We start from the raw sequence: 21,152 nt of genomic DNA on the forward strand, positions 1-21,152 counted from the left end.
TTTGGCTCAAAGGCACCCTACCAATGCCGCACCAGCGGGAGAGCGGCTTCGGGACCGCGCCGTGTGTCCATGCGGTGAACGGTGCGCTGTGGGAGCCGAACGCGCGGTTACGGACGACGCCGGCCGGCTGCCTGTGATGCTTGCGCTGCCGGACGCAGGGAAGGCCCCCGCCGGGGCGTTCCCGGGCAGAGGCCTTCTCAAGGGCTACGCCCTGGCGGAAGCAGCGGTTGCACGTGCCAGGGCGGCACGTGCCGTGTCTACGTGGGTGGCGCCTACGCGTGTGCGTAGGTGAGGCAGTCAGCGTTGTCAGCGCCGGGGCCAACATGGACTTCGGGTGCATTGCACATCAGATGGTCGTTATGGACGCACTCGGCACGCTGGCAGGCTCCGACGTCGGCCAGGACCTTGGGCAGGCCGCCGTGCATCCCGGTGTCAATGAAAGTGGCGCAGCTGGCGTGGTCTTCGCTGCCCCCGACCGTGATGGCGTGGGCGGTACAGCCTTCATGGTCGTTGAACGAGCAACGGGTGACACTGCAGTCTGCAACATGAGTTGTCATAAGAAGGTTCCTCCGTACTTCGGCTGCCCGGGCCGGACAGCGTCCTGTGTCCCACGCTAGGCCTGTTCCGCCCAATCGAAAAGACCCAACTGTGTGACGTAATTAGGGTTTGGACCGGGTTCGCGCTCCGATGCCGCGGCGGGACATCGGAAGCCTTGCCTGCGTGAAGATCCAGGCCAGGGCCGCGTCGGACCGTCACCGAAATTCCGGCAGACTCTGGCGAGCTCCAGGACCTGCTGCGGCACCTGGACGCTTACTTGCGGTTGTCCGCGATGAGCGGGGCAGCCTCGTCCGCAGTGACCCCATTGGACGGTTTACGTGCTGCAGCCTTGCCCGCGGACTGTGCCTGCTGAATCATCCGCGCTTCGCAGAGGTCCAGCCAGCGCACCTCCGCTTCGGTCTGAAAAATCAACGAGTCCAGAACCAGCAGCCAGGCCGTGTCCGCCGACCGCGCACTGGCCGTAGTGTCCCGCCGGGCCTTGGTGTAGTCCTGCAGCGCCCGGATGGACACCACGCGCTGGGCCTGGATGACGGCCTGCACATCAACCCCGGGCAGCGTCACTGCGAGCGCCAGCTTGATGGCGAGCTCGTTCCGCGGCGGGTTGTTGCGCTCCACGGGTGCGGCGAACCAGCCCTGCACATCCGCCTTGCCCGTAGCGGTAATGCTGTAGATGACATGGCCTTCGCCGTCGCTGCCGTCTTTGCTGACGAGGCCGTCACGCTCCAGGCGGTCCAGGGTGGTGTAGACCTGACCGATGTTCAGGGGCCAGGCGGAGCCGGTGCGGTTCTCGAACTCGACCCTGAGCTGGTAGCCGTAACGCGGCTGGTCCTGCAGCAGGGCGAGGAGGCTGTGGCGGATGGACATCATGCTCCTTGCGACGGCGTCAGCGTCGGTATGCGGCGATCCCCAAGGACGATGCATACCGCGTATGGACTGAAGGCTAACGCAATCCTGTCCGGGGCACAATACTCAGTATTTATGCTCTGCCGCTTTCGGGGGGCTACATGACGAGCAGGATCTTTCCCACGTGGTCACCGGAATCGAAGTACTTGTGTGCAGCCTGGACCTGGTCCAGCGGAAAAGTCTTCGCCACCAGGGGGCGGATCCGGCCGTCGGAGATCAGCGGCCACACGGACTCCCGGACGGCGTTCATGATGGCGCCCTTCTCTGCCACCGGCCGGGGCCTTAGGGCAGTGGCCACCACTGCCGCACGCTTCTTCAGGAGCAGACCCAGGTCAAGTTCGCCTTTGGTCCCGCCCTGCAGTCCAATGACCACGAGCCGGCCGTAGTCGGCGAGCGCATCAACGTTTTGTGCCAGGTATTTGGCCCCCACCACGTCCAGAATGACGTCGGCACCCTTGCCGCCGTTCTGCCGCCGCAGGCTTTCAGGGAAATCTTCCTCGGTGTAGTTGATGGCAATGTCAGCTCCGAGGAAAGCCTTCGCCGTGCTGACTTTCTCGTCCGTTCCCGCTGTGGTGGCCACTTTGGCACCGAAGGCCTTGGCCAATTGGATGGCCATGGTGCCGATTCCGCCGGTGGCGCCGTGGATCAGGACCGTCTCCCCCGCCTGCAGTTGCGCGGTCATGATCAGATTCGAATACACGGTGGCTGCGACTTCCGGGAGGGCCGCTGCGGTGACCACGTCAACGCCGTCGGGGATCCGCAGCACCTGCTCCGCCGGCACGGCAACCTGTTCCGCGTAGCCTCCCCCGGCCAGCAGCGCCACCACTTTGTCGCCGATGGAGAACGCTTTGGTGACACCTGGGCCAAAACCCGAGATACGGCCTGATACCTCGAGCCCCGGAACCTCGGACGCACCCGGTGGCGGCGGATAGAAGCCTCGGCGCTGCTGGACGTCGGCCCTGTTCAGGCCTGCTGCGACAACGTCGATCAATACCTCGCCCTGGCCCGGCACCGGCGCGGCCACTTCACGGACCTCCAGCACCTCCGGCCCGCCAGGCTCTGTTATGTAGACGGCTTTCATCGCGAACTCCCGTTTGTAGCTGATTAGTGCACCAGAACCAGTGTGCACCGGGCGTACGCCGGACTGACGTTTTGTTGCAGCCAACTGCCTATGAAACACTACTCGTTAGGGAAGGTTGTCCGAGCGGCCGAAGGAGCTAGTCTTGAAAACTAGTGTGCGGTAACCCCGTACCAAGAGTTCGAATCTCTTACCTTCCGCGATAGGAACCCCGGTTCGCCAGCAGTGCTGGCCAACCGGGGTTTCTTAGTTTTAATACTGCGTTCCTTTGAAACCGTCAGTGCCACGGCATAGGGTCAGCGCTGTCTCCACCGCCCTTGAGACCAGGTCCGCTTGAGGCTGGACTTCCGTCCAGTACCAGCGCTGCCTGCGCGGCTAGGAGCCTCGCACCACAAGCAACGCGGGGTCACTCCACGCCCATTCCGAAGGGAATATCAGGCGCGGAGTGACCCCGCGTTGCTTTAACCCGCGTTGCTTTAACCCGCGTTGCATTAAGGAGGCGCGTTAGGCAGGCTGCGGGATCCGGTCCGGGGTCTGGGCCGGGGCCTCGGCTTCCGCGAACGTGTTGGCTGGCCTGGCCAGCCCGTAGTGCTCGCGGAGGGTCCGCCCGGTGTACTCCCGCCGGAACAGCCCGCGGTCCTGCAGGAGGGGCACTACCTGGTCCACGAAGATGTCCAGGCCGGACGGCAGGACCGGCGGCATGATGTTGAACCCGTCCGCGGCGCCGGACTGGAACCAGTGCGCGATGGCATCGGCCACCTGCTCCGGTGTCCCGGCGAACGTGCGGTGCCCGCGGCCGCCGCCGAGCCTGCCGATCAGCTGGCGCACCGTGAGGTTATCGCGGCGTGCCAGGTTTACTATCAGCGTGTACCGACTCTTGGCCCCCTCGATCTCGTCCTCCGAAGGAAGGTCGGCCGGCAACTGGGCGTCCAGCTTCAGCGATTCAGGGTCAACGCGCAGGACGTTGGCCAGCTGCTTGCGGGCGTGCTCGGGCAGGATCAGCCCGTCCAGTTCCCGTTCCAGCCGAAGTGCTTCAGCTTCCGTGGACGCGATGACCGGAACGATGCCGGGCAGGATCTTGATGGACTGCGGGTCCCGGCCCGCCGCCGTCGTCCGCCCTTTCAAATCGGCATAGAAGTCCTGCGCGTCCGCCAGGGTCTGGTGCGCGGTAAAGACCGCTTCGGCATACCGGGCAGCGAAATCCTTTCCGTCCTCGGAGGAGCCCGCCTGGACAATCACCGGGTGCCCTTGGGCTGACCGGGGCACGTCCAGGGCGCCTTCCACCCGGAAATGCTGCCCCTCGTGGTTGGCCGGGTGCACGCGGGAACTCTCGGCCCACACACCCGCACCCTTGTCCGCCAGCACGGCGCCGTCTTCCCAGCTGTCCCAGAGTTTCTTCGCCACATCCAGGAATTCCGCAGCCCGCTCATACCGCTTCGAATGCGCGGGCTGCCCGGCCAGGGAGAAATTCCTGGCGGCCGCGTCACCCGCCGTGGTTACTACGTTCCACCCCGCCCGGCCGCCACTGATGTGGTCCAGCGAGGCAAATCGGCGGGCCAGGTTGTATGGCTCGTTGTACGTCGTGGAGGCGGTGGCAATGAGCCCGATCCGCTCCGTCACGGCTGCGATGGCGGCGAGCAGCACAGTGGGTTCGAGGCTGGTGTACGGCCGCTGTCCCACGTTTCCGTGCAGCACCGGCGAATCGGCAAAGAAAATCGAGTCCAGCTTTCCGCGCTCGGCGGTCTGCGCGAGCCGCTGGAAATGGGCCACGTCCGTGCCGGCAAAACTGTTGCTTTCCGGCAGCCGCCACGACGCCTCGTGGTGGCCCGTGCTCATCAGGAAGGCGTTCAGGTGCAGCTTCCGCGCCCCGTTCTCCCGCGCGCTCACTGGTTCACTCCGCCTGCTGCAAAAGCGGGGGCCTGGGAACTTTCAGGCACGACGACGGTCTCGGAGTAGGCGGACGAGTCACCCTTGATGGAGGTGCTGCTGCGGCCGTCGACGCCTCGGGGAATGTCGCCGGCGATGGTGACGCGGTTCAACTGGCGGGGCTGGCCGTCGTAGTTGTCCGGTGCGTAGTGCTGGGTGATGCGGTTGTCGAAGAGCACCAGCTGGTCCGGCTCCCAGTTCACGCGGACCACGTTCTCGGGCCGGGTGACGTACGCCTGGAGCAGGCGCAGGATGTCCTTGGATTCTGTATTGGACAAACCCACGATGCGCAGCCGCTGGGCGAACCCGCCGATGAACAGGCCCCGCTCCCCCGTCAGCGGGTGGATGCGGACCACCGGATGGGCTGATTCGAAGTGGATCCTGGTGAATTCCTTGCGGCGTTCATCCGCGTTGGCGTGCTCCAGGTTCTTGGGCACTGAGTAGTCGTAGTCATTGGTGTGGATGGCCCAGAGAGTGTCGGCGAAGTTGCGCAGTTCCTCGGGCAGGTCCTGGTATGCGCCCGCCGAGGAGGCGATCAGGGTTTCGCCGCCGTAGCCGGGCAGGGTGATGCTTCGCAGGGTGGAGGCCTGGGGCGGGTTGACCACGAACGTGACGTCGGTGTGCCAGTTGTTCGCGCTCCCGTTCTCGCTGTCCACGGGCAGTACTGCGGGTTTTCCGTCCACGGACGCCACGGTGGGGTGGGCTTTGGTGAGCGGGCCGAAGTGGCTGGCGAAGCGTACCTGGTCCTCGTCGGTCCGGATATTCGCTTCGCGGAAGACGAGGGCTTTGTGGGTGTTCAGGGCGGCACGGATCTGGCCCACGGTGTCTGCGGACAGGTCACCGCTGAGGTCCAGGCCGCGGACTTCCGCGCCGATGCGGGCGCTGAGCTTGGTGAACTGGAGCTTGGTTTCGGTAATGACGGTCATGGGATTTCCTTTGCAGTTCAGTAGGTACGGTTCAGTTGCTAGGAGGGGATCAGGACGTGGAGCCGACGGCGGTGCGCCAGCGGGAGAAGTGCCGTTCCAGGGACACGAGCAGGGCGTTGACGGCCAGGCCCAGCACGGAGACAGTCAGGATGCCGGCATACATGTCCGGGATGAGGAAGCTCATCTGCGAGTTGACGATCAGGTATCCCAGCCCGGCCTTGGCGCCCACCATTTCGGCGGCGATGAGCACCAGAATGGATGATGTCCCGGCCATCCGGATTCCTGTGAAAATGGTGGGGACCGCTGACGGCAGGATCACCTTCTGGAAGAGCCTGAAGCTATTCAGGCCCAGGGATTTGGCCGCCCGGATCAGCAGCGGGTCCACGGTCCGAACACCGGCGATGGTGTTGAGCAGGACCGGGAAGAACGCGGCGTAGGCGACGATGGTGATCTTGGATTCCTCGCCGATCCCCAGGAGCAGGGTGAACACCGGCAGCAGGGCCAGGGTGGCGGTGTTACGGAAAAGTTCCAGCAACGGATTCAGGAACGAGTTCAGCCAGCCGTACCAGGCGATAAGGAGCCCGAGCACGACCGCCGAGACCACGGCGATCCCGAAGCCGGACACCGAGCGGGTCAGACTGGCCTGCAGATGGCTTTGCAGCTGCCCGTTCTCCACCAGCCTGGCTCCGGCCGCCAGCACTTCATGCAGCGGCGGGAGAAAAACCCGGGTGGCGGGCGTGGCAAGGTACTGCGGACCAAACTCCCACAGCGCCAGGAACAGGATGACGGCCAGGGATTTCCAGCTGGCCCGCGCGGCGAGGTGGGCCGCGGCACGCAGCCCCGCCGCCGGCGTCGTGCGTTGTCCGCTTGGGGTCCCGGGCCCTCCGGCCTGCCCGGCTCCTGACGGTCCTCCTCCGGACTTCAGGGAAGGGTCGACGGCGGCAGCCGCCTCTGATGGTCGGGTCAACACAGTGCTCATCAGGCGGCACTCCTTTCGAGGGGCTGTTCATCGGGGGCGGTGCCGTCAGGGAGGATCTTCCGGTGGCCGGAGTCCTGGGCGAGGCGGACTTCGTCGTGCAGCAGGGACCAGACCTGGTGGCGGTGTTCCACAAAGGCGGGGTGAGAGCGGATGTCCGCCTCGCCGTCGCGGTCCGGGATAGTGATGTCCACGATTTCCTTGAGTTTTCCCGGGCGTGCGCTGAGCACTGCCACGCGCTGGCCGAGGTAGACCGCTTCGTCGATCCCGTGGGTGATGAAGACAATGGTCTTGCCTGTCGCCTTCCAGATCCGCAGGAGCTCGTCCTGGAGCTGTTCGCGGGTCTGGGCGTCCAGGGCGGCGAAGGGTTCGTCCATCAGGAGTACGTCCGGCTCATAGGCGAGGCTTCTGGCGATGGCCACGCGCTGCTTCATACCGCCGGACAGTTCATGCGGATACCGGTCCTCGAATCCGGCCAGGCCCACGAGATCGAGGAATTCACTGGCCTTCGCCGCCCTTTCCTTCCTTGACAGGCCACTGTTCTCCAGGCCGATCGATACGTTGGCCGAGGCAGTCCGCCACGGGAACAGCGCGTACTGCTGGAAGACCACCGCCCGGTCCTGGCCGGGCCCGGCAACTTCCTTTCCGTCCACCAGGACCTTCCCCGACGTGGGACGGGACAGCCCGGCCAGCAGGTCCAGGAGGGTGGTCTTGCCGGAGCCGCTGGGGCCCACCAAAGTGAGGAACTCACCGGCAGCGACGTCCAGGCTGAGATCCTCGATGGCCGTGAGGACCGACGGTTCACCCTGGCGGCGGATGCCTGATCCCTTGCCCGGCCGGACAGTGAATTCCTTGGTGACGTTTCGAAGACTGATTTTCGGGGTCATGTCCTATCCTTTCGAGATTGCTGCCGGGGCCGGGGTTTCCAGCAGGTTGAACTCATTGGTGTAGAGCTTCCTGGTGTCCAGGTCGCCGTTGATGATTCCCGCAGATTTGAGGTAGTCGGCCCATCGCGTGAAGTCGTTGTCCTGGATCCGGCCGCCGGGCGATGCAACTCCCACGCTCTTCCAGTACTTCAGCGCTTCGGTGCTCTCGTTCCGGCCGCGCTTGGCGATGATTTCCTCGAACTTGGCGATCACCTGATCCCGCGGGGTGGTCCGTTCCCACTCGATGGCTTTGGCGACGCCGGTGACCAGTGTGCGGCTGGTTTCCGGGTTCCTGGCCAGGAAGTCCTTACGCAGGACGTACTGGCCGGCGTCGAAGGGACCGCCGATTACGCCGACGTCGGTGAAGAGGGCGCGGACGCCGCCCTCGGCGAGCGCACGGTCCTGGAGCACTCCGCCGAGCGTTCCGACGTCGACCTGTTTCTTCCGCAGGGCCACTTCGGTTTCGTTGGGCGGCACCACCACCAGCTGCACCTGCTTGATTTCCTCCGGCGTCAGGCCGCTGTTCTTCAGGTGGGTGTTGATGACTGCCTCGTGGTGGGCACCGAGGGTGTTCACGGCGATTTTCTTGCCGATCAGGTCCCGGGCGGTCCTGATGGAACTGCCTTCCTCCACGTAGTACCCGGTGAAGGTGTCTTTGTCCTCGCCGTAGTAATTGATGACGGCCTGGACCGGTGCGCCTGCCTCGATCAGCTTGATGACGGCACCCGTGAAGGCTCCGCCGATGTCTGTCTGGTCGGTGGCCACGGACTGGATGCTCTGGGGCCCGCTGGTGGTGTTGCTGACCCATTCGAGCTTGACGTCCCCCAGGTATCCGAGGTCCTCCGCCACCTCCACCAGCGCGACGGTGTTGGGTGAACCCTGGTAGCGGACGGTCTTCACTTCCGTGCCGCCGGCACCCTGGGCCCCGACTGACTGTGCCGTTGCAGCGCCGCCACAACCCGTCAGCGCCAGGGACAGGGCTACGGCTGACGCTGCGGCGGCGGCCAAACGCCGTGCCAGGCCTCCAGTCGTCCGGGCGGCGGAGGTTGTTGCTGTGGGCTGGTTTCGGAATTTCATGGCGGATTCTTTCTGCACTTGTTGGGTGGAACCCGTTGATGCGGCTCCGGGCCGGCTGGCTCGTGGCAACCACTAGAGCAGAGAAGAATCCGCGGCAGAAGTGCGGCGTTCACAGGAAGAAACTGCAGGTCACGGGGGTCTACAGCGCGTCTTGTGCGGCAATACGGGACTCAGGGGTCAACGCAGCGTCATCTCCGGACAACAGTGCACAACATGGGGTAACACAGCGTCAGGGGGCGGGGCTGCGGAACGTCATGAGGGGCAACGCCACACCACAGCACTCAACATTCCGACGCCGGATGAAACGCCCCGGCTACTTCCCGCGACTCAGGGTGTGTACTGCGGGGCGCTGTGAGCCGTGTCGAGGAGGCAATATTTCTTCCCGACGCCGCGGATTATTGCGCGCTGTGTTCCGCCTCGCCAAAGCAACGCGGGGTCACTCGTTGCCCAATGCGGAGGGAATTTAGGGCAAGAAGTGACTCCGCGTTGGTTTAGGGGAGGTCAGTTACCGAGGATGGCTTGGGCGATCTCGTCGGCGTCGCGAAGCGTGCGCTGCCCGCTTTGGTAGTTCGGGCCACCCGGCTGGATCGCTTCGGCGGCGATGGCAGTACCCCACTGGGCGGCGGAAAGCTGCAGGCCCAGCACGTACAGCCCATCCCGGACCGCGCCATTGGACGCAACCGGCCGGTAAGGGTGCGGAACGACGTCAAGGCCGGTGGCCTGCACCGGGGCACCTTCGGCCGTCATCATCAGCCGGGGGCGCACCATTCCGTCCGCGAGCAGCTGTTGCAGGAGCGGCGAGTCGTTGGCGGACACCCGGTTGGCGGGAGCGAGCGCCTCCACCATCGTCGTTGCGGTGACCGGCGGACCGCCCACCCAGGGCGACACGGCGGTGAACTTGCCGGCCGCGCGGTCCACCCCGAACCGGGGATCGGGCCCCACGAAACTGACCACCCCGGCACGGGCCAGGGCGGCCAACTGCTCCGCACGCAGGGCCGGAGGCCCGCTGGCAAGTCCCTCCACAAACGACTCAAACCAGCCACGGAGGCCGGCGACCCACGACTCGTCCGTGATGCCGCCGTCGGCCACTGCTGTCTTCAGCACCGCCCGCCCGTGATGCAGCGCACCGATGGCCATCTTCACCGGGTCCTCCTCGCCCAGGGCTGAACGGCGGGCGTCGTCAAGGAGGTAATCTACGACGGCGGCATCCAGTTCAACCCGGGACGAGAAGGTCCGTCCGGCCAACGGGGAGGCCAGGCCCAGCAGGTCCAGGCGGTGCCGCGGCCCGACATGCACGGCCAGGACGCTGTCCACGCCGGCTTCCCAGTTGGCTGCGCTGTGGGCATGGGGCCGAAGGGCGTCATCCAGTGCGTCCAGGAACGCCGCAGGGTCCGGGACCGCACCCTTCTGCGAGCGCACCAGGGTGGAGTAGTAGGCCCAGAGGGTGTCGCGGTGCAGGAGCGGCCAGAGGTCGTGATCGAAGCCAGGGGTGATCCCGGCCGCTTCGAACCGGGCCAGCGCCGCCTCCGTCAGATACCGGAGGGTGACCGACGACGGGTAGTACCCGCCCAGCGCGGCTTTGGCCCGGTAGGGGGTGCCCCGGCGGGAGGCGGCAATGATCACGGGCTCCTGTCCGGAGGGCCGGTACTCCAACGCGGCCCCGGCGTCGATGAATTTCCCGCCACGGCCCTCTGTGAGCTGCCCCATGGCGTCGAAGAAGTTCAGCCCCATCCCCCGGACCAGAACCGGTTCGCCTGCAGGAATGGCGGACCAGTCAACGTCCGCGGGAACGGCGGGCGGAAAGTACCGCAGGCCCAGCTGGCCTGCCGATGACTGCAGTTCACGCTGCTCGGGGTTGAGCCGGGAGCCCAGGTGCCCCAGGGCGAGGACAACGGAGTCGACCGTGAGCGAGCCGCCGCCGGCCAGTCCGACGTCGAACGCTGCGGTGCCCGGCTCACCCGCGCCCGACTCTCCGGTGCCCGGCTCTCCCACGCCTGCCCGGCGGACCCACACGGCTTCTGTCTCGTGGAAACTGATGGTGACGCCGTCGGGGAGTTTTGCCGTCAGCTCCTCGAGGGTGCAGCGCAGGTAGCGGCCATACAGCGCGCGGCTGGGAAAGTCGCGGGATCCCAGGACTTCCAGCTCCGACCGCTCCTCAGGTGTCAGCGACGGGTGCGGATCAGTTTGTTGGCGGGCACGCCACCGGTCGAACGACATGCCGGCGATGGGCCTGGCCAGCCGGGGGTCCTCCGGGATGACGGTGGGATAGAAGGACTGGGTGTTCATGAGGTAAAGCCGGGACTGCCCAGGCTGCCACACATGTCCGGCGCCCGCAGGGTAGGGGTCGATCACGTCGATATGGAGCGCGGAGCCGGGGTGGGCCGCGGCGTGTGCGAGGAGGCGCTCCAGCACACTGGTCCCCCGGGGGCCGGCGCCGATGATGGCTGTCCGGATGCTCTGCGATTTACCCACGGCATCCAGAGTATCGGCATGCACCTGGGCCGCTTGACTTGCACGCTGCGCTCGGATGTTGTTTGGATGGGGCGCATGACCACCACAGCAGCTGATCAAGCGCCCGGTTCTTCCTCCCCTGAAACTTCCGCCAATGCCTCCGCCGCCGGGGTGGCCCCTGAACCCACCGACGAGAACGTGTGGCTGGAGGAAATCTACGGAGATGCTCCGCTTGACTGGGTCCGGGAACAGAACGCCCGCACGGAGGACCTGCTGGAGGACGCCGACTATGCGGCACTGGAGGGAAGCATCCTGGAGGTGCTGGACTCGACGGACCGGATCGCCATGGTGGGCAAGCGCGGCGAGTGGTATTACAACTTCTGGAAGGACCAGGCGAACCCCAAAGGGTTGTGGCGCCGGACCACATGGGAAAGCTATGTGACGGACTCCCCCGAATGGGACGTCCTGCTGGATGTGGACGCACTCGCTGCCGCCGAAGGCGAGGAATGGGTTTTCCACGGTGCCACCTTCCTGCGGCCGGCAGCCGGGGAACCGTACAGACTGGCGCTGCTGGCGCTCTCCCCCGACGGCGGCGACGCCAACCGGTACCGCGAGTTCGACGTCGGAACCCGCACCTTTGTTGACCCTGCTGACGGCGGTTTTGACCTCCCGACGGCGAAGGGGAACGTCTCCTGGCTGGATGCGGACACGCTGCTGGTTGCCTCCACCGCCGGGGACCTGCCCAAGACGGCGTCGTCCTATGCCCGGACCGCCGTTACGCTGCGGCGCGGCGAAGCTCTGTCCGCCGCTGACCGGCTGTTTGAAGTGGCGGAAGACCACATGATGGCCGTGGCCGCGCACGACTCCACCCCGGGCTACGAACGCACTTTCGCCGTTGACTACATCGACTTCTTCAACCGCCGCACGTTTGTGCAGCGGGACGGCGCCCTCGTTGAGATCGACGCCCCCACCGATGTGAACCTCAGCGCCCACCGTGACTGGCTTCTGTTCAGGCCCCAGCGGGACTGGGCAATAGACGGCACCACGTACTCTGCCGGTTCGCTGCTCGCGGCCAGGTTCGATGACTACGTTGCCGGGACGCGCGAACTGTCCGTGCTGTTCACTCCGGATACCCACACCTCGCTGCAGTCCTGGAGCTGGACACGGAATTTCCTGTTGCTGAACCTTCTCCGGGACGTCTCGTCCGAGATCCGGGTGCTGGACCCTTCCAAGCCGGGGCCGGCAGCCGGCGGGACGGCCTGGGCTTACTCGCTGCTGGATGCCTGCCCGCCGCTGCACGACGTGAACGCCTACGCGGTGGACGACGAGGATGAGGGACCGTCCGACGGCGGTGCAGGCGACGATTTCTGGCTTGTCGCCACCGGCTTCACCACCCCCAGCACGCTGATGCGCGGAACCCTCATCGGGGACGGCGCGGGCGCCCACCGCGCCGACGCAGGCGCCGCAGCGGCAGACGGGGCCGGCGACGCGGCCCTCGACGCAACGGGCAGTGCAGGCGCCGGGACGGGCGGTGCCGGGACGGCTGGGGTGGTGAGCAGCCATACGACCGTCAAGTCGTCGCCGTCGTTCTTTGATGAGGAGAGCTACGAGGTGCAGCAGCACTTCGCGGTGTCGGCGGACGGCACCCGGGTGCCTTACTTCCAGGTTGCCTCGCGGGACCTGGTCCTGGACGGGCAGAACCCCACGCAGCTCTCGGGTTACGGCGGCTTCGAGATTTCAAGGACCCCTGCTTACAGCGGGACTGTGGGCAGGGCCTGGCTGGAGCGACGGACCGGGGCTCCTGCCGGCTCCGGCGAAGCATCGCACTCCCGCGGCGGGGTCTACGTTGTGGCCAACATCCGCGGCGGCGGCGAGTACGGTCCGTCGTGGCACCGGGCTGCCCTGAAGGAGAACAGGCACCGTGCCTTCGAGGACTTTGCGGCAGTGGCAAAGGACCTGATCTCGCGCGGGGTCACGTCGCGTGAGCGTCTTGGCTGTGTGGGCGGCTCCAACGGCGGACTCCTGGTGGGCAACATGCTCACCCGCTACCCGGAACTTTTTGGTGCGATCTCGTGCGGAGTGCCGCTGCTGGATATGAGGCGCTACACCAGGCTCTCCGCCGGGCACTCCTGGATCGCCGAATACGGTGACCCGGACGTGGCTGAGGAATGGGAATACATCAAAACCTTCTCGCCCTACCACCTCCTCAAGGACGGCGTGGAATATCCGGAAACCTTCATCTGGACCGCAACCTCCGATGACAGGGTGGGGCCGGTACAGGCGCGCAAGATGGCTGCCCGGATGGAGGCCATGGGTATCCCCAATGTCTGGTTCCACGAGGCGCTCGAAGGAGGGCATGCGGGTGCCTCGGACAACCGGCAGGCGGCCGCACTCCAGGCACGCAGCCAGCACTTCCTGTGGCGGACGCTCGCGGGCGCAGCCGCGTAGGCATACCGACCTCCGGGTCGGTGCCGGACGGTGGTCCGGCAGCCGCAGGTGGCCGTTTTGCGCTGCATGCCCCGTTCTGCGTATTCTTGGTGGGCTAGGAATAGCAATTGGAGACGTGCCAGAGCGGCCGAATGGGCTTCACTGCTAATGAAGTGTGGGGCACAACTCCACCGGGGGTTCAAATCCCCCCGTCTCCGCGTTTGGCCCCGGTCCTGGACCGGGGCCTTTTGCGTACCCGGGATGGTTCGCTGCCACCCCTGGGCCTCCTCTGCCTGGGGTCCGGCCGGTCCGGTTATCAGCCGGTCCGGGGTACGGACACACGGCGCTCAACAGGGCCGCGCGGTGGCAGGATGGTTCAATGGCAGCAAGCAACAGCGCGGACGCGGACACCGGTACGCACCAGGTCTGGAATCCCCGGCTAGCCCTGCTGGTAGCCGCGACCTTCTTTATGGAGATCCTCGACGGCACCATCCTGACCACCGCCATCCCCAGCATCGCCGCGGACCTTCGCCTGCCTGCCGCCGACGTCAACATCGCCATGACCGCCTACCTCATGACCGTGGCCATGGGCATTCCGTTCAGCGGCTGGCTCGCCGAACGCATGGGGGCACGCCGGGTATTCTGTCTGGCGATCGCGCTGTTCACCCTGGCTTCGTTGGCCTGTGCCCTAAGCACCGACCTCACCATGCTGACCCTCAGCCGGATCTTCCAGGGCGCAGGCGGGGCCATGATGGTTCCGGTAGGGACGCTGGTGGTGCTGCGCGGAACACCCAAGTCGGAGCTTTTGCGCGCCACGGCTTTCCTGGTCTGGCCTGCACTGCTCGCGCCGGTCCTGGCGCCTCTGGTTGGCGGCGCGCTGACCACGTACCTGTCCTGGCACTGGATTTTCCTCATCAACCTGCCGCTCGGCATTGCCGCCTTCATTGCTGCCCTGCGGCTGGTGCCGACAGCAGCAGGAGACCGCCACCGCAGGCTGGACTGGCTTGGCTTGGTCCTTACCAGCGCCGGTGTGGGCGCCCTGGTTGTTGGCCTGGAGCTGGCCACCGCCCACCCCGACAGGCCATGGGGTGCCATCAGTGCGGTCGCCGGGGCCGCGGGCCTGACAGCAGCCGTGTTGTGGATGAAGCGGGCCAGTACACCGCTTTTTGACCTGACAGTCTTTTCCACCCGCACTTTCCGGGCCATGGCGACCGGCGGGTTTGTGTACCGGCTGACCATCACTTCGGTGCCTTTCCTCCTGCCGCTGATGTTCCAGGCAGGCTTCGGCTGGTCGCCGATTCACGCCGGAATCATGGTGGCCGCGGTCTTTGTCGGCAACATCGGCATCAAGCCGGCCACCACGCCGCTGATCAGGCGCTTCGGGTTCAGGGCCATGCTGGTCTTCGGTTCGCTGGCCTCTGCGGTGACCTTCGCCGTATGCGCCCTGATGACGCCTGAGACGCCGGAAGTCCTGATCTTCGCACTGCTGGTTTGCAGCGGGGCATTCCGTTCAATCGGCTTTTCCGCCTACGCCTCCGTGCAGTACGCGGACATCGTGCCCGCCCAGCTCACCTCCGCCAACACCGTATCGGCGACGCTGGTTCAGCTCGCTGCCGGTGCCGGCATCGCTGTGGGGGCGCTCCTGATCCGCATATTCGACGGCGTGGGCGCTTTCCCGGCCGATGCCGCTGGCCCGTACCGGGGGGCTTTACTGACCATGGCCGTCCTGATGCTCCTCAGCACGGCGGACAGCCTGGCACTTCATCGGCATGCCGGTGCCGCTGTCAGCCGGCCTGGCCAAGAACCAGCGGAAGAACAGCCCCCGCCCCCGCCTGCCGGAGGGCGCGTCCAGCCACGGTGAGTGTCCAGCGGCTGTCCACCAGGTCGTCTATCAGCATCACGCCCTGACCGTCCAGTGAAGCCAGGGCAGCCTCCAGTTCCGGGCCAACCACCACGCGGTCCCAGACGCCGGCCAACCGGTACGCGCTGTTGCCGCCGCGGTTTCCAGTTGGTCCGCCATGGCCGAGGTCCAGCTCACCCAGGTAAGGCATCCTGCCGATTTCCGAGATCCCCCGGGCCAGCGAGCGGACCAGCTCGGGCTTGCTGCGGGAGGGCATGCTGACGATTGCTGCGGGCCTGCCTGCACCGCTCCAGCCCGGGTTGCGGCCGGCAGGGGTTGCCCATTCGCGCAGGACCTGCACGCATGCCTGCAGCATGGCCGGATCGACCGGGCGGTCCGCGGCTCCGGCCGCGAAAAGTTCACGCATCGCCCCGCCCCAGCCCAGATCGGTGAGCCTGGCCAGCACCCGGCCGTCCGTCAGCGATTCGTCCGCCTTGATTTTGCCTTTCACCGGAATGCCCAGGCGGTCCATGCCGCTGGGCCACTGAAGGCGGGCCTCCAGGACGCCGCCGGCGCGGCTGAGGGTCTCACCGGCAGCGGCCGTGGCGTCCTCGGCTATTTCTGCCGGGAACCAGCGGCCGGCACAGTTGTCGCACCTGCCGCAGGCGTGCGCCGTCTCGTCATCGAGAACCGATGTGATGTACTCCATCCGGCAGCCCGCGGTGTCCTGGTAGATCACCATGGAGTCCTGCTCATCCACCCTGGCTTCGGCGATGCGGCGGTACCGCTCAGCATCGTAGAACCAGGGCTGGCCGGCGGAACGCCAGCCACCGCCCACCCGTTCCACGGCCCCGTCCACGGCCAGGACCTTGAGCAGCAGTTCCAGCGGGGTGCGGCGCAGGTCAACCCGGGCCTCCAGGGCCACCGTTGACACCGCGGTGCCGGCCTCGGCCAAAGCTGTCAGGACGGCGTTGGCCTTTTCCTCGGAGGGCATGGAGGCCGTCGCGAAATACTGCCAGATATCGCGGTCCTCCGATCCGGGCAGCAGCAGGACATCTGCGTTTGCGGCGCCACGGCCGGCACGGCCCACCTGCTGGTAATAAGCCACCGGGGACGACGGAGCGCCCAGGTGGACAACGAATCCGAGGTCGGGCTTGTCAAAACCCATGCCCAGGGCGGATGTGGCCACGAGCGCCTTCACCTCGTTGTTCTTGAGCAGCTGCTCTGCCCGTTCACGGTCCGCGGGATCAGTACGGCCTGTGTAGGCCTGCACTTCGTGCCCTGCTTCGGCGAGAAGCCGGGCCGTGTCTTCCGCGGCCGAGACGGTCAGGGTATAAATGATGCCGCTGCCGGGGAGGTCGGCAAGATGGGTCAGGAGCCAGCCCAGCCGTTCGCGGGAATTGGGCAGTGCGAGGACACCCAGGCGCAGGGAATCCCGGCCCAGGGTGCCGCGGATGGTCAGGACACCGGCGCCCAGCTGTTCCTCGATATCGTGGACCACGCGCGAATTGGCCGTAGCGGTGGTGGCCAGCACCGGAACCGATTCCGGCAGTTGGGTGATCAGGTCCGCGATCCGCCGGTAGTCGGGCCTGAAGTCATGGCCCCAGTCAGAGATGCAGTGTGCCTCGTCAATCACCAGCAGACCCGTTCGGCGGATGAGCTCGGGCAGCTGGTTTTCCCGGAAGGAGGGGTTGGTGAGCCGTTCCGGCGAAACCAGGAGCACGTCCACCTCGTCGGCCGCGAGCTGTTCCCGGACGGTGTCCCACTCGAGTTGGTTCGCGGAGTTGATGGCCACGGCCCGCACACCGGCACGGGCGGCGGCGGCGACCTGGTCACGCATCAGCGCCAGCAGCGGCGAGACGATCAGCGTGGGGCCTGCACCGCGGCGCCGGAGCAGCAGGGAGGCGACAAAGTACACGGCCGACTTTCCCCAACCGGTGCGCTGGACCACCAAAGCCCGCCGGCCGCCGTCGACCAGTGCTTCGATCGCTTCGAACTGGCCGTCATGGAAGTCCGCCTCCGGATGCCCCACGAGTTCCCGGAGGACCTCCAGCGCCTGGATTTTTGTGGAAGTCGCGTCCGAAGATGAGGCGGGGCGAAGGGCGGTGTTCTGAGTATCGGCCATTGATTCAGTATCCCAGCCCCCACTGACAGCCAAGACCCCGAAGCCGGCTATGTGGACACAGCCCGCGCTTGACTTTCCCTCAACAGGCGTCTGTCCGCTTCCACGTAAGATAAGACCCGTGACTAGCGAACAGACAAAGACTTTTGACCTCTCGGCATCCTTCAAGGCTTACGACGTCCGGGGAATCGTGGGTGATTCCATCACGGCCGAAATCGTCGAAGCCGTCGGAGCTGCCTTCGTCGACGTCCTTGAACTGGAAGGCCAGACCGTCCTCGTGGGCGGCGACATGCGTCCGTCGTCCCCCGAATTCACCAAAGCGTTCGCAGACGGCGCCGCTACCCGCGGAGCCAACGTCCAGCTGCTGGACCTGATCTCCACCGACGAGCTTTACTTCGCCTGCGGCTCCCTCAACGCGGCCGGCGCCACGTTCACCGCCAGCCACAATCCCGCCGAATACAACGGAATCAAGATGTCCAAGGCGGGTGCGCAGCCCATCTCCTCTGAATCCGGGCTCAAGGAAATCCAGGCCCTGGCCGAGCAATACCTCAACACCGGCTCCATCCCCGCAGCCACCACGCGCGGCCTGATCGGCGTCCACGACGTCCTGAAGGATTACGCCGTTTACCTGCGTAAGCTGGTGGACCTTTCCGGCTCCCGCCCGCTGAAGGTCGTCGTCGACGCCGGCAACGGCATGGCAGGCCTCACCACCCCGGCGGTACTCGGTGACGCCCTCCTGCACAAGCTTCCGTTCGAGATCATCCCCCTCTACTTCGAGCTGGACGGTTCGTTCCCCAACCACCCGGCGAACCCGCTCGAGCCGGAGAACCTCCGCGACCTGCAGGCCGCAGTCCTCAAACACGGCGCCGACATCGGCCTGGCGTTCGACGGTGACGCCGACCGCTGCTTCGTCATCGACGAAAAGGGCGAGCCCGTCTCGCCGTCGGCCATCACGGGCATGGTTGCCCGCCGTGAAATTGCCCGCGCCCAGGCACAGGGTGAGGCGAAGCCCACCATCATCCACAATCTGCTCACTTCCCGCGCGGTGCCGGAGCTCGTAGAGCACGACGGCGGCCGTGCGGTGCGCACGCGTGTTGGCCACTCCTTCATCAAGGCAGTCATGGCAGAGGAAGGCGCGGTTTTCGGTGGCGAGCACTCCGCCCACTTCTATTTCCGCGACTTCTGGAACGCAGACACCGGCATGCTGGCCGCCATGCACGTACTCGCGGCGCTCGGCGAACAGGACGGACCGCTGTCGGAGCTCGGCCGCGAGTACGAGCCCTATGTTTCCTCGGGTGAGATCAACTCAGAAATCGAGGACAAGGCAGCAGCAGTTGAGCGGGTCCGCGCAGATTTCGCTGCCGAGGACATCACCATCGACACCATGGACGGCAGCACGTTCACGGCAAACGACGGCAGCTACTGGTTCAACCTGCGTCCTTCCAACACCGAGCCGTTCCTCCGCCTGAACGTGGAAGCAACGGACCGGCCCACCATGGAACGGGTGCGCGACCGCGTGCTGTCCAATGTCCGGGGCTAACCCGCGGATGGAGGACGGAACCGCCGGCAGCCAGTCGGCAAACGCCGCGGAAGGCCCTTCCTGGCGGGACAGCGTTCCCGAGGCCACGGCCACTGACCTGGAAAACCTGCTCGGCACAGGCATCGGCGCGGCGCAGGAGCAGCTGGAACGAAACGGCGGGTTCCTGCCCTTCGCCCTGGTCGTGGAGAACGATGGCGAAGTCCGCCTGATGGCCGTCACCCCCGCCGACGCCAAGGACGGTTCGGATGCAGACTTCGACGCGGATTCGATGATCGGCGACCTCACCGAACTCCTCCGCCAGAACCGCGCTGACTTCCGTGCCGCCGCTGTGGTGTGTGACATCCTCCTGGTCGAAGAGGACTCGGACGCCATCCACGTGGCCGCCGAACACCGCGACGGTTCCCTCTTCGCGGCTGTCCTGCCCTACAAACCCAACACAGAATCCCGCGAATGGGAGTTCGGCCGGCTTGCAGCTGATTCCAATGAACCCGCCATCTGGGTGGACTAGACCTCAACTAGGTTTATGACATGAGACTGAATGCCTTTGCGGACGTGAGCCTGAGGGCCATGATGGTGCTGGCAGCTGCACCGGACGGCAACCTGCTGACCACGCAGAGCATCGCCAACGCCGTGGGCACTCCCTACAACCACGTCAGCAAGGCCATGGCCAGGCTCCGCGAACTGGGCATGATTGACGTCGAACGGGGCCGCAACGGCGGTTCGAGGCTTAACGTCGCGGGCCGGACGGCAACTGTGGGCCAGCTGTTGCGGCTGTTGAATACGCGGGCAGACCCGGCCGACTGCCATACCTTGAACGGCGAGTGCCCGCTGATCAACGAATGCAGGTTGCGGGGCGCCCTGGCACGCGCCCGGGAGGCGTTCTACCGTGAACTCGATCCGGTGGTTATTGCTGAACTTCCCAACTACCGGCAAATGGCCCCTGTCTTCGCCATGATCGGCCTGCGCCCCGGGCTTTAGGCCCGGCTTTCAGGCTCGGCTTTCAGGCTCGGCGGAGGCTCGCCTTGAGGCTCCCCCGGACCCACTCCGTCATCGATTTGATCCCAAGTTCTACAAGGTGTAGAACTTGGGATATGAATACTCGCATTTCGGATATGAGTATTTGAGCCAGGCCGGATGAAGACCCCGGTCCCTACATCAGGAGTACACATGCTCTCGGACAAGTCCCGCCCAGTCATTGAGGCAACGCTGCCGCTCGTCGGCTCGCGGATCGGAGCCATCACCCCCAAGTTTTACTCCCGGCTGTTTGCCGCCCACCCCGAACTCTTGGACGGCCTCTTTTCCCGTTCCAACCAGCGCAACGGCAACCAGCAGCAGGCCCTGGCCGGAAGCATTGCCGCCTTCGCCACCCATCTGGTGAACAACCCCGGCACACTGCCCGAGACGGTGCTCGCCCGCATCGCCCACCGTCACGCATCCCTTGGCATCACCGAACCGCAGTACCAAGTGGTCTACAAGCACCTTTTCGATGCCATCGCCGAGGACCTCGCCGAGGTCATCACGCCGGAAATCGCCGAGGCCTGGACCGAGGTTTACTGGCTCATGGCCGACGCACTTATCAAGTTGGAGAAGGGGCTCTACGCGGCACAGGCCAACGGAAAGATGTGGAGCCCGTGGAGGGTTGCAGCCAAGACGGCCGCCGGCACCGGTTCCATGACCTTCACTCTGGAACCCGCCGACGACACCCCCATCACCCCCGCTCTCCCGGGCCAGTACGTCAGCGTAAAAGTGACCCTGCCGGACGGCCTGCGCCAGGTCCGCCAGTACTCGCTCTCCGGCGATGCCGGCACAAGCCGCAGCTTCACCACGAAGAAGGACGACGGCGGCGAAGTTTCCCCCGTGCTGCACAACAGCGTCCAGGTTGGCGACATCCTGGAAATCTCCAACCCCTACGGCGAGATCACGCTCAAGGAAGGCGACGGACCGGTTGTCCTGGCCTCAGCGGGTATCGGCTGCACCCCGACCGCGTCCATCCTGCGCTCCCTCGCCGACTCCGGCTCGGACCGCCAGGTACTGGTCCTGCACGCTGAAAGCGATCTGGAGAGCTGGGCGCTGCGCAGCCAGATGACCGACGACGTCGAGCGCCTCGACGGGGCCGATCTCCAGCTCTGGCTCGAGCGCCCGGTTGAGGGAACCAAGGAGGGGTTTATGTCCCTGCGTGAAGTGGACCTGCCGGCCAACGCCTCGCTGTACCTCTGCGGTCCCCTGCCGTTCATGAAGAGCATCCGCAACGAGGCCATCAACGCCGGCATCCCGGCCACGAAAATCCACTACGAGGTCTTCGGCCCGGACATCTGGCTGGCCAGCTAAGTACCCACCGCCTCCTCCGCCTACGACGACGGCCCCGCACCTTTTTCACAAAGGTGCGGGGCCGTCGTCGTACT

16 protein-coding genes and 2 tRNA genes are annotated in these 21,152 nt (G+C 65.9%); 8 read left to right on the plus strand and 10 right to left on the minus strand.

Annotation, left to right across the window (positions count from 1 at the left end; translation table 11 throughout):
* Positions 1-272: 272 nt before the first annotated feature.
* The 3 genes from ABIA70_RS12290 to ABIA70_RS12300 all read right to left on the minus strand — a co-directional run bounded on the left by ABIA70_RS12290 (position 273) and on the right by ABIA70_RS12300 (position 2,542).
* Positions 273-557, minus strand: a complete 285-nt coding sequence (locus ABIA70_RS12290; protein ID WP_354147851.1) for a DUF1540 domain-containing protein — start codon at positions 555-557, stop codon at positions 273-275.
* Between the two features lie 253 nt (positions 558-810).
* Positions 811-1,422: a PadR family transcriptional regulator gene (locus ABIA70_RS12295; RefSeq protein ID WP_354147852.1), complete on the minus strand. Its 612-nt coding sequence runs from the start codon at positions 1,420-1,422 to the stop codon at positions 811-813.
* Between the two features lie 136 nt (positions 1,423-1,558).
* Positions 1,559-2,542: an NAD(P)H-quinone oxidoreductase gene (locus tag ABIA70_RS12300; protein ID WP_354147853.1), complete on the minus strand. Its 984-nt coding sequence runs from the start codon at positions 2,540-2,542 to the stop codon at positions 1,559-1,561.
* Between the two features lie 109 nt (positions 2,543-2,651).
* On the opposite strand from ABIA70_RS12300, the gene ABIA70_RS12305 reads away from it, so the two are divergent.
* A tRNA-Ser gene (locus ABIA70_RS12305) sits at positions 2,652-2,739 on the plus strand.
* A gap of 304 nt (positions 2,740-3,043) precedes the next feature.
* Here ABIA70_RS12305 and ABIA70_RS12310 read toward each other — a convergent pair.
* From ABIA70_RS12310 to ABIA70_RS12335, 6 genes are all read right to left on the minus strand, one after another.
* Positions 3,044-4,426 (minus strand): LLM class flavin-dependent oxidoreductase, encoded by a 1,383-nt coding sequence (locus ABIA70_RS12310; protein WP_354147854.1) that lies wholly within the window; start codon positions 4,424-4,426, stop codon positions 3,044-3,046.
* On the minus strand, positions 4,423-5,391 hold the full coding sequence (locus tag ABIA70_RS12315) for a TauD/TfdA dioxygenase family protein (RefSeq protein WP_354147855.1): 969 nt from the start codon (positions 5,389-5,391) through the stop codon (positions 4,423-4,425). The genes ABIA70_RS12310 and ABIA70_RS12315 overlap by 4 nt, the downstream gene beginning before the upstream one ends.
* A 49-nt stretch (positions 5,392-5,440) precedes the next feature.
* Complete coding sequence (locus tag ABIA70_RS12320; protein WP_354147856.1) at positions 5,441-6,370, minus strand: ABC transporter permease; 930 nt, start codon at positions 6,368-6,370, stop codon at positions 5,441-5,443.
* Entirely contained in the window at positions 6,370-7,254 is an 885-nt protein-coding gene (locus ABIA70_RS12325) for an ABC transporter ATP-binding protein (protein ID WP_354147857.1), read from the minus strand. The genes ABIA70_RS12320 and ABIA70_RS12325 overlap by 1 nt, the downstream gene beginning before the upstream one ends.
* Before the next feature lie 3 nt (positions 7,255-7,257).
* Positions 7,258-8,370, minus strand: a complete 1,113-nt coding sequence (locus ABIA70_RS12330) for an ABC transporter substrate-binding protein (RefSeq protein ID WP_354147858.1) — start codon at positions 8,368-8,370, stop codon at positions 7,258-7,260.
* 501 nt (positions 8,371-8,871) lie between these two features.
* A complete protein-coding gene (locus ABIA70_RS12335; protein WP_354147859.1) occupies positions 8,872-10,842 on the minus strand; it encodes an FAD/NAD(P)-binding protein in 1,971 nt (656 codons plus the stop codon).
* Positions 10,843-10,917: 75 nt separating this feature from the next.
* On the opposite strand from ABIA70_RS12335, the gene ABIA70_RS12340 reads away from it, so the two are divergent.
* The 3 genes from ABIA70_RS12340 (at position 10,918) to ABIA70_RS12350 (ending at position 15,109) form a co-directional block, all read left to right on the plus strand.
* Complete coding sequence (locus tag ABIA70_RS12340; RefSeq protein ID WP_354147860.1) at positions 10,918-13,269, plus strand: prolyl oligopeptidase family serine peptidase; 2,352 nt, start codon at positions 10,918-10,920, stop codon at positions 13,267-13,269.
* 109 nt (positions 13,270-13,378) lie between these two features.
* Positions 13,379-13,466: transfer RNA gene (locus ABIA70_RS12345), tRNA-Ser, on the plus strand.
* A 161-nt stretch (positions 13,467-13,627) separates the two neighbouring features.
* Positions 13,628-15,109: an MFS transporter gene (locus ABIA70_RS12350; protein ID WP_354147861.1), complete on the plus strand. Its 1,482-nt coding sequence runs from the start codon at positions 13,628-13,630 to the stop codon at positions 15,107-15,109.
* Here the strand turns inward: ABIA70_RS12350 and ABIA70_RS12355 are convergent.
* Positions 15,033-17,213 carry a RecQ family ATP-dependent DNA helicase gene (locus ABIA70_RS12355; RefSeq protein WP_354147862.1) on the minus strand — a complete coding sequence of 727 codons (2,181 nt, stop codon included), beginning with the start codon at positions 17,211-17,213 and terminating at the stop codon, positions 15,033-15,035. The genes ABIA70_RS12350 and ABIA70_RS12355 overlap by 77 nt on opposite strands.
* 118 nt (positions 17,214-17,331) lie before the next feature.
* On the opposite strand from ABIA70_RS12355, the gene ABIA70_RS12360 reads away from it, so the two are divergent.
* From ABIA70_RS12360 to ABIA70_RS12375, 4 genes are all read left to right on the plus strand, one after another.
* Positions 17,332-18,750, plus strand: coding sequence for a phosphomannomutase/phosphoglucomutase (locus ABIA70_RS12360; RefSeq protein WP_354147863.1), 1,419 nt, complete (start codon positions 17,332-17,334; stop codon positions 18,748-18,750).
* A gap of 7 nt (positions 18,751-18,757) precedes the next feature.
* Positions 18,758-19,258 carry a hypothetical protein gene (locus ABIA70_RS12365; RefSeq protein WP_354147864.1) on the plus strand — a complete coding sequence of 167 codons (501 nt, stop codon included), beginning with the start codon at positions 18,758-18,760 and terminating at the stop codon, positions 19,256-19,258.
* A gap of 20 nt (positions 19,259-19,278) precedes the next feature.
* The gene (locus ABIA70_RS12370) at positions 19,279-19,728 is read left to right on the plus strand and encodes an RrF2 family transcriptional regulator (RefSeq protein WP_354147865.1); all 450 of its coding nucleotides are present in this window, start codon (positions 19,279-19,281) and stop codon (positions 19,726-19,728) included.
* Positions 19,729-19,917: 189 nt separating this feature from the next.
* Positions 19,918-21,078 carry a globin domain-containing protein gene (locus tag ABIA70_RS12375; RefSeq protein ID WP_354147866.1) on the plus strand — a complete coding sequence of 387 codons (1,161 nt, stop codon included), beginning with the start codon at positions 19,918-19,920 and terminating at the stop codon, positions 21,076-21,078.
* Positions 21,079-21,152: the final 74 nt, after the last annotated feature.

The sequence above is a fragment of the Arthrobacter sp. 754 genome, from assembly GCF_040548695.1.
Lineage (GTDB): Bacteria > Actinomycetota > Actinomycetes > Actinomycetales > Micrococcaceae > Arthrobacter.

What these genes read in the sequence shown, in the direction of transcription:
- ABIA70_RS12290 (WP_354147851.1), bottom strand. Translation starts at nt 557, where the DNA reads ATGACAACTCATGTTGCAGACTGCAGTGTCACCCGTTGCTCGTTCAAC.
- ABIA70_RS12295 (WP_354147852.1), bottom strand. Translation starts at nt 1,422, where the DNA reads ATGTCCATCCGCCACAGCCTCCTCGCCCTGCTGCAGGACCAGCCGCGT.
- ABIA70_RS12300 (WP_354147853.1), bottom strand. Translation starts at nt 2,542, where the DNA reads ATGAAAGCCGTCTACATAACAGAGCCTGGCGGGCCGGAGGTGCTGGAG.
- ABIA70_RS12315 (WP_354147855.1), bottom strand. Translation starts at nt 5,391, where the DNA reads ATGACCGTCATTACCGAAACCAAGCTCCAGTTCACCAAGCTCAGCGCC.
- ABIA70_RS12320 (WP_354147856.1), bottom strand. Translation starts at nt 6,370, where the DNA reads ATGAGCACTGTGTTGACCCGACCATCAGAGGCGGCTGCCGCCGTCGAC.
- ABIA70_RS12325 (WP_354147857.1), bottom strand. Translation starts at nt 7,254, where the DNA reads ATGACCCCGAAAATCAGTCTTCGAAACGTCACCAAGGAATTCACTGTC.
- ABIA70_RS12330 (WP_354147858.1), bottom strand. Translation starts at nt 8,370, where the DNA reads ATGAAATTCCGAAACCAGCCCACAGCAACAACCTCCGCCGCCCGGACG.
- ABIA70_RS12340 (WP_354147860.1), top strand. Translation starts at nt 10,918, where the DNA reads ATGACCACCACAGCAGCTGATCAAGCGCCCGGTTCTTCCTCCCCTGAA.
- ABIA70_RS12350 (WP_354147861.1), top strand. Translation starts at nt 13,628, where the DNA reads ATGGCAGCAAGCAACAGCGCGGACGCGGACACCGGTACGCACCAGGTC.
- ABIA70_RS12355 (WP_354147862.1), bottom strand. Translation starts at nt 17,213, where the DNA reads ATGGCCGATACTCAGAACACCGCCCTTCGCCCCGCCTCATCTTCGGAC.
- ABIA70_RS12365 (WP_354147864.1), top strand. Translation starts at nt 18,758, where the DNA reads ATGGAGGACGGAACCGCCGGCAGCCAGTCGGCAAACGCCGCGGAAGGC.
- ABIA70_RS12370 (WP_354147865.1), top strand. Translation starts at nt 19,279, where the DNA reads ATGAGACTGAATGCCTTTGCGGACGTGAGCCTGAGGGCCATGATGGTG.
- ABIA70_RS12375 (WP_354147866.1), top strand. Translation starts at nt 19,918, where the DNA reads ATGCTCTCGGACAAGTCCCGCCCAGTCATTGAGGCAACGCTGCCGCTC.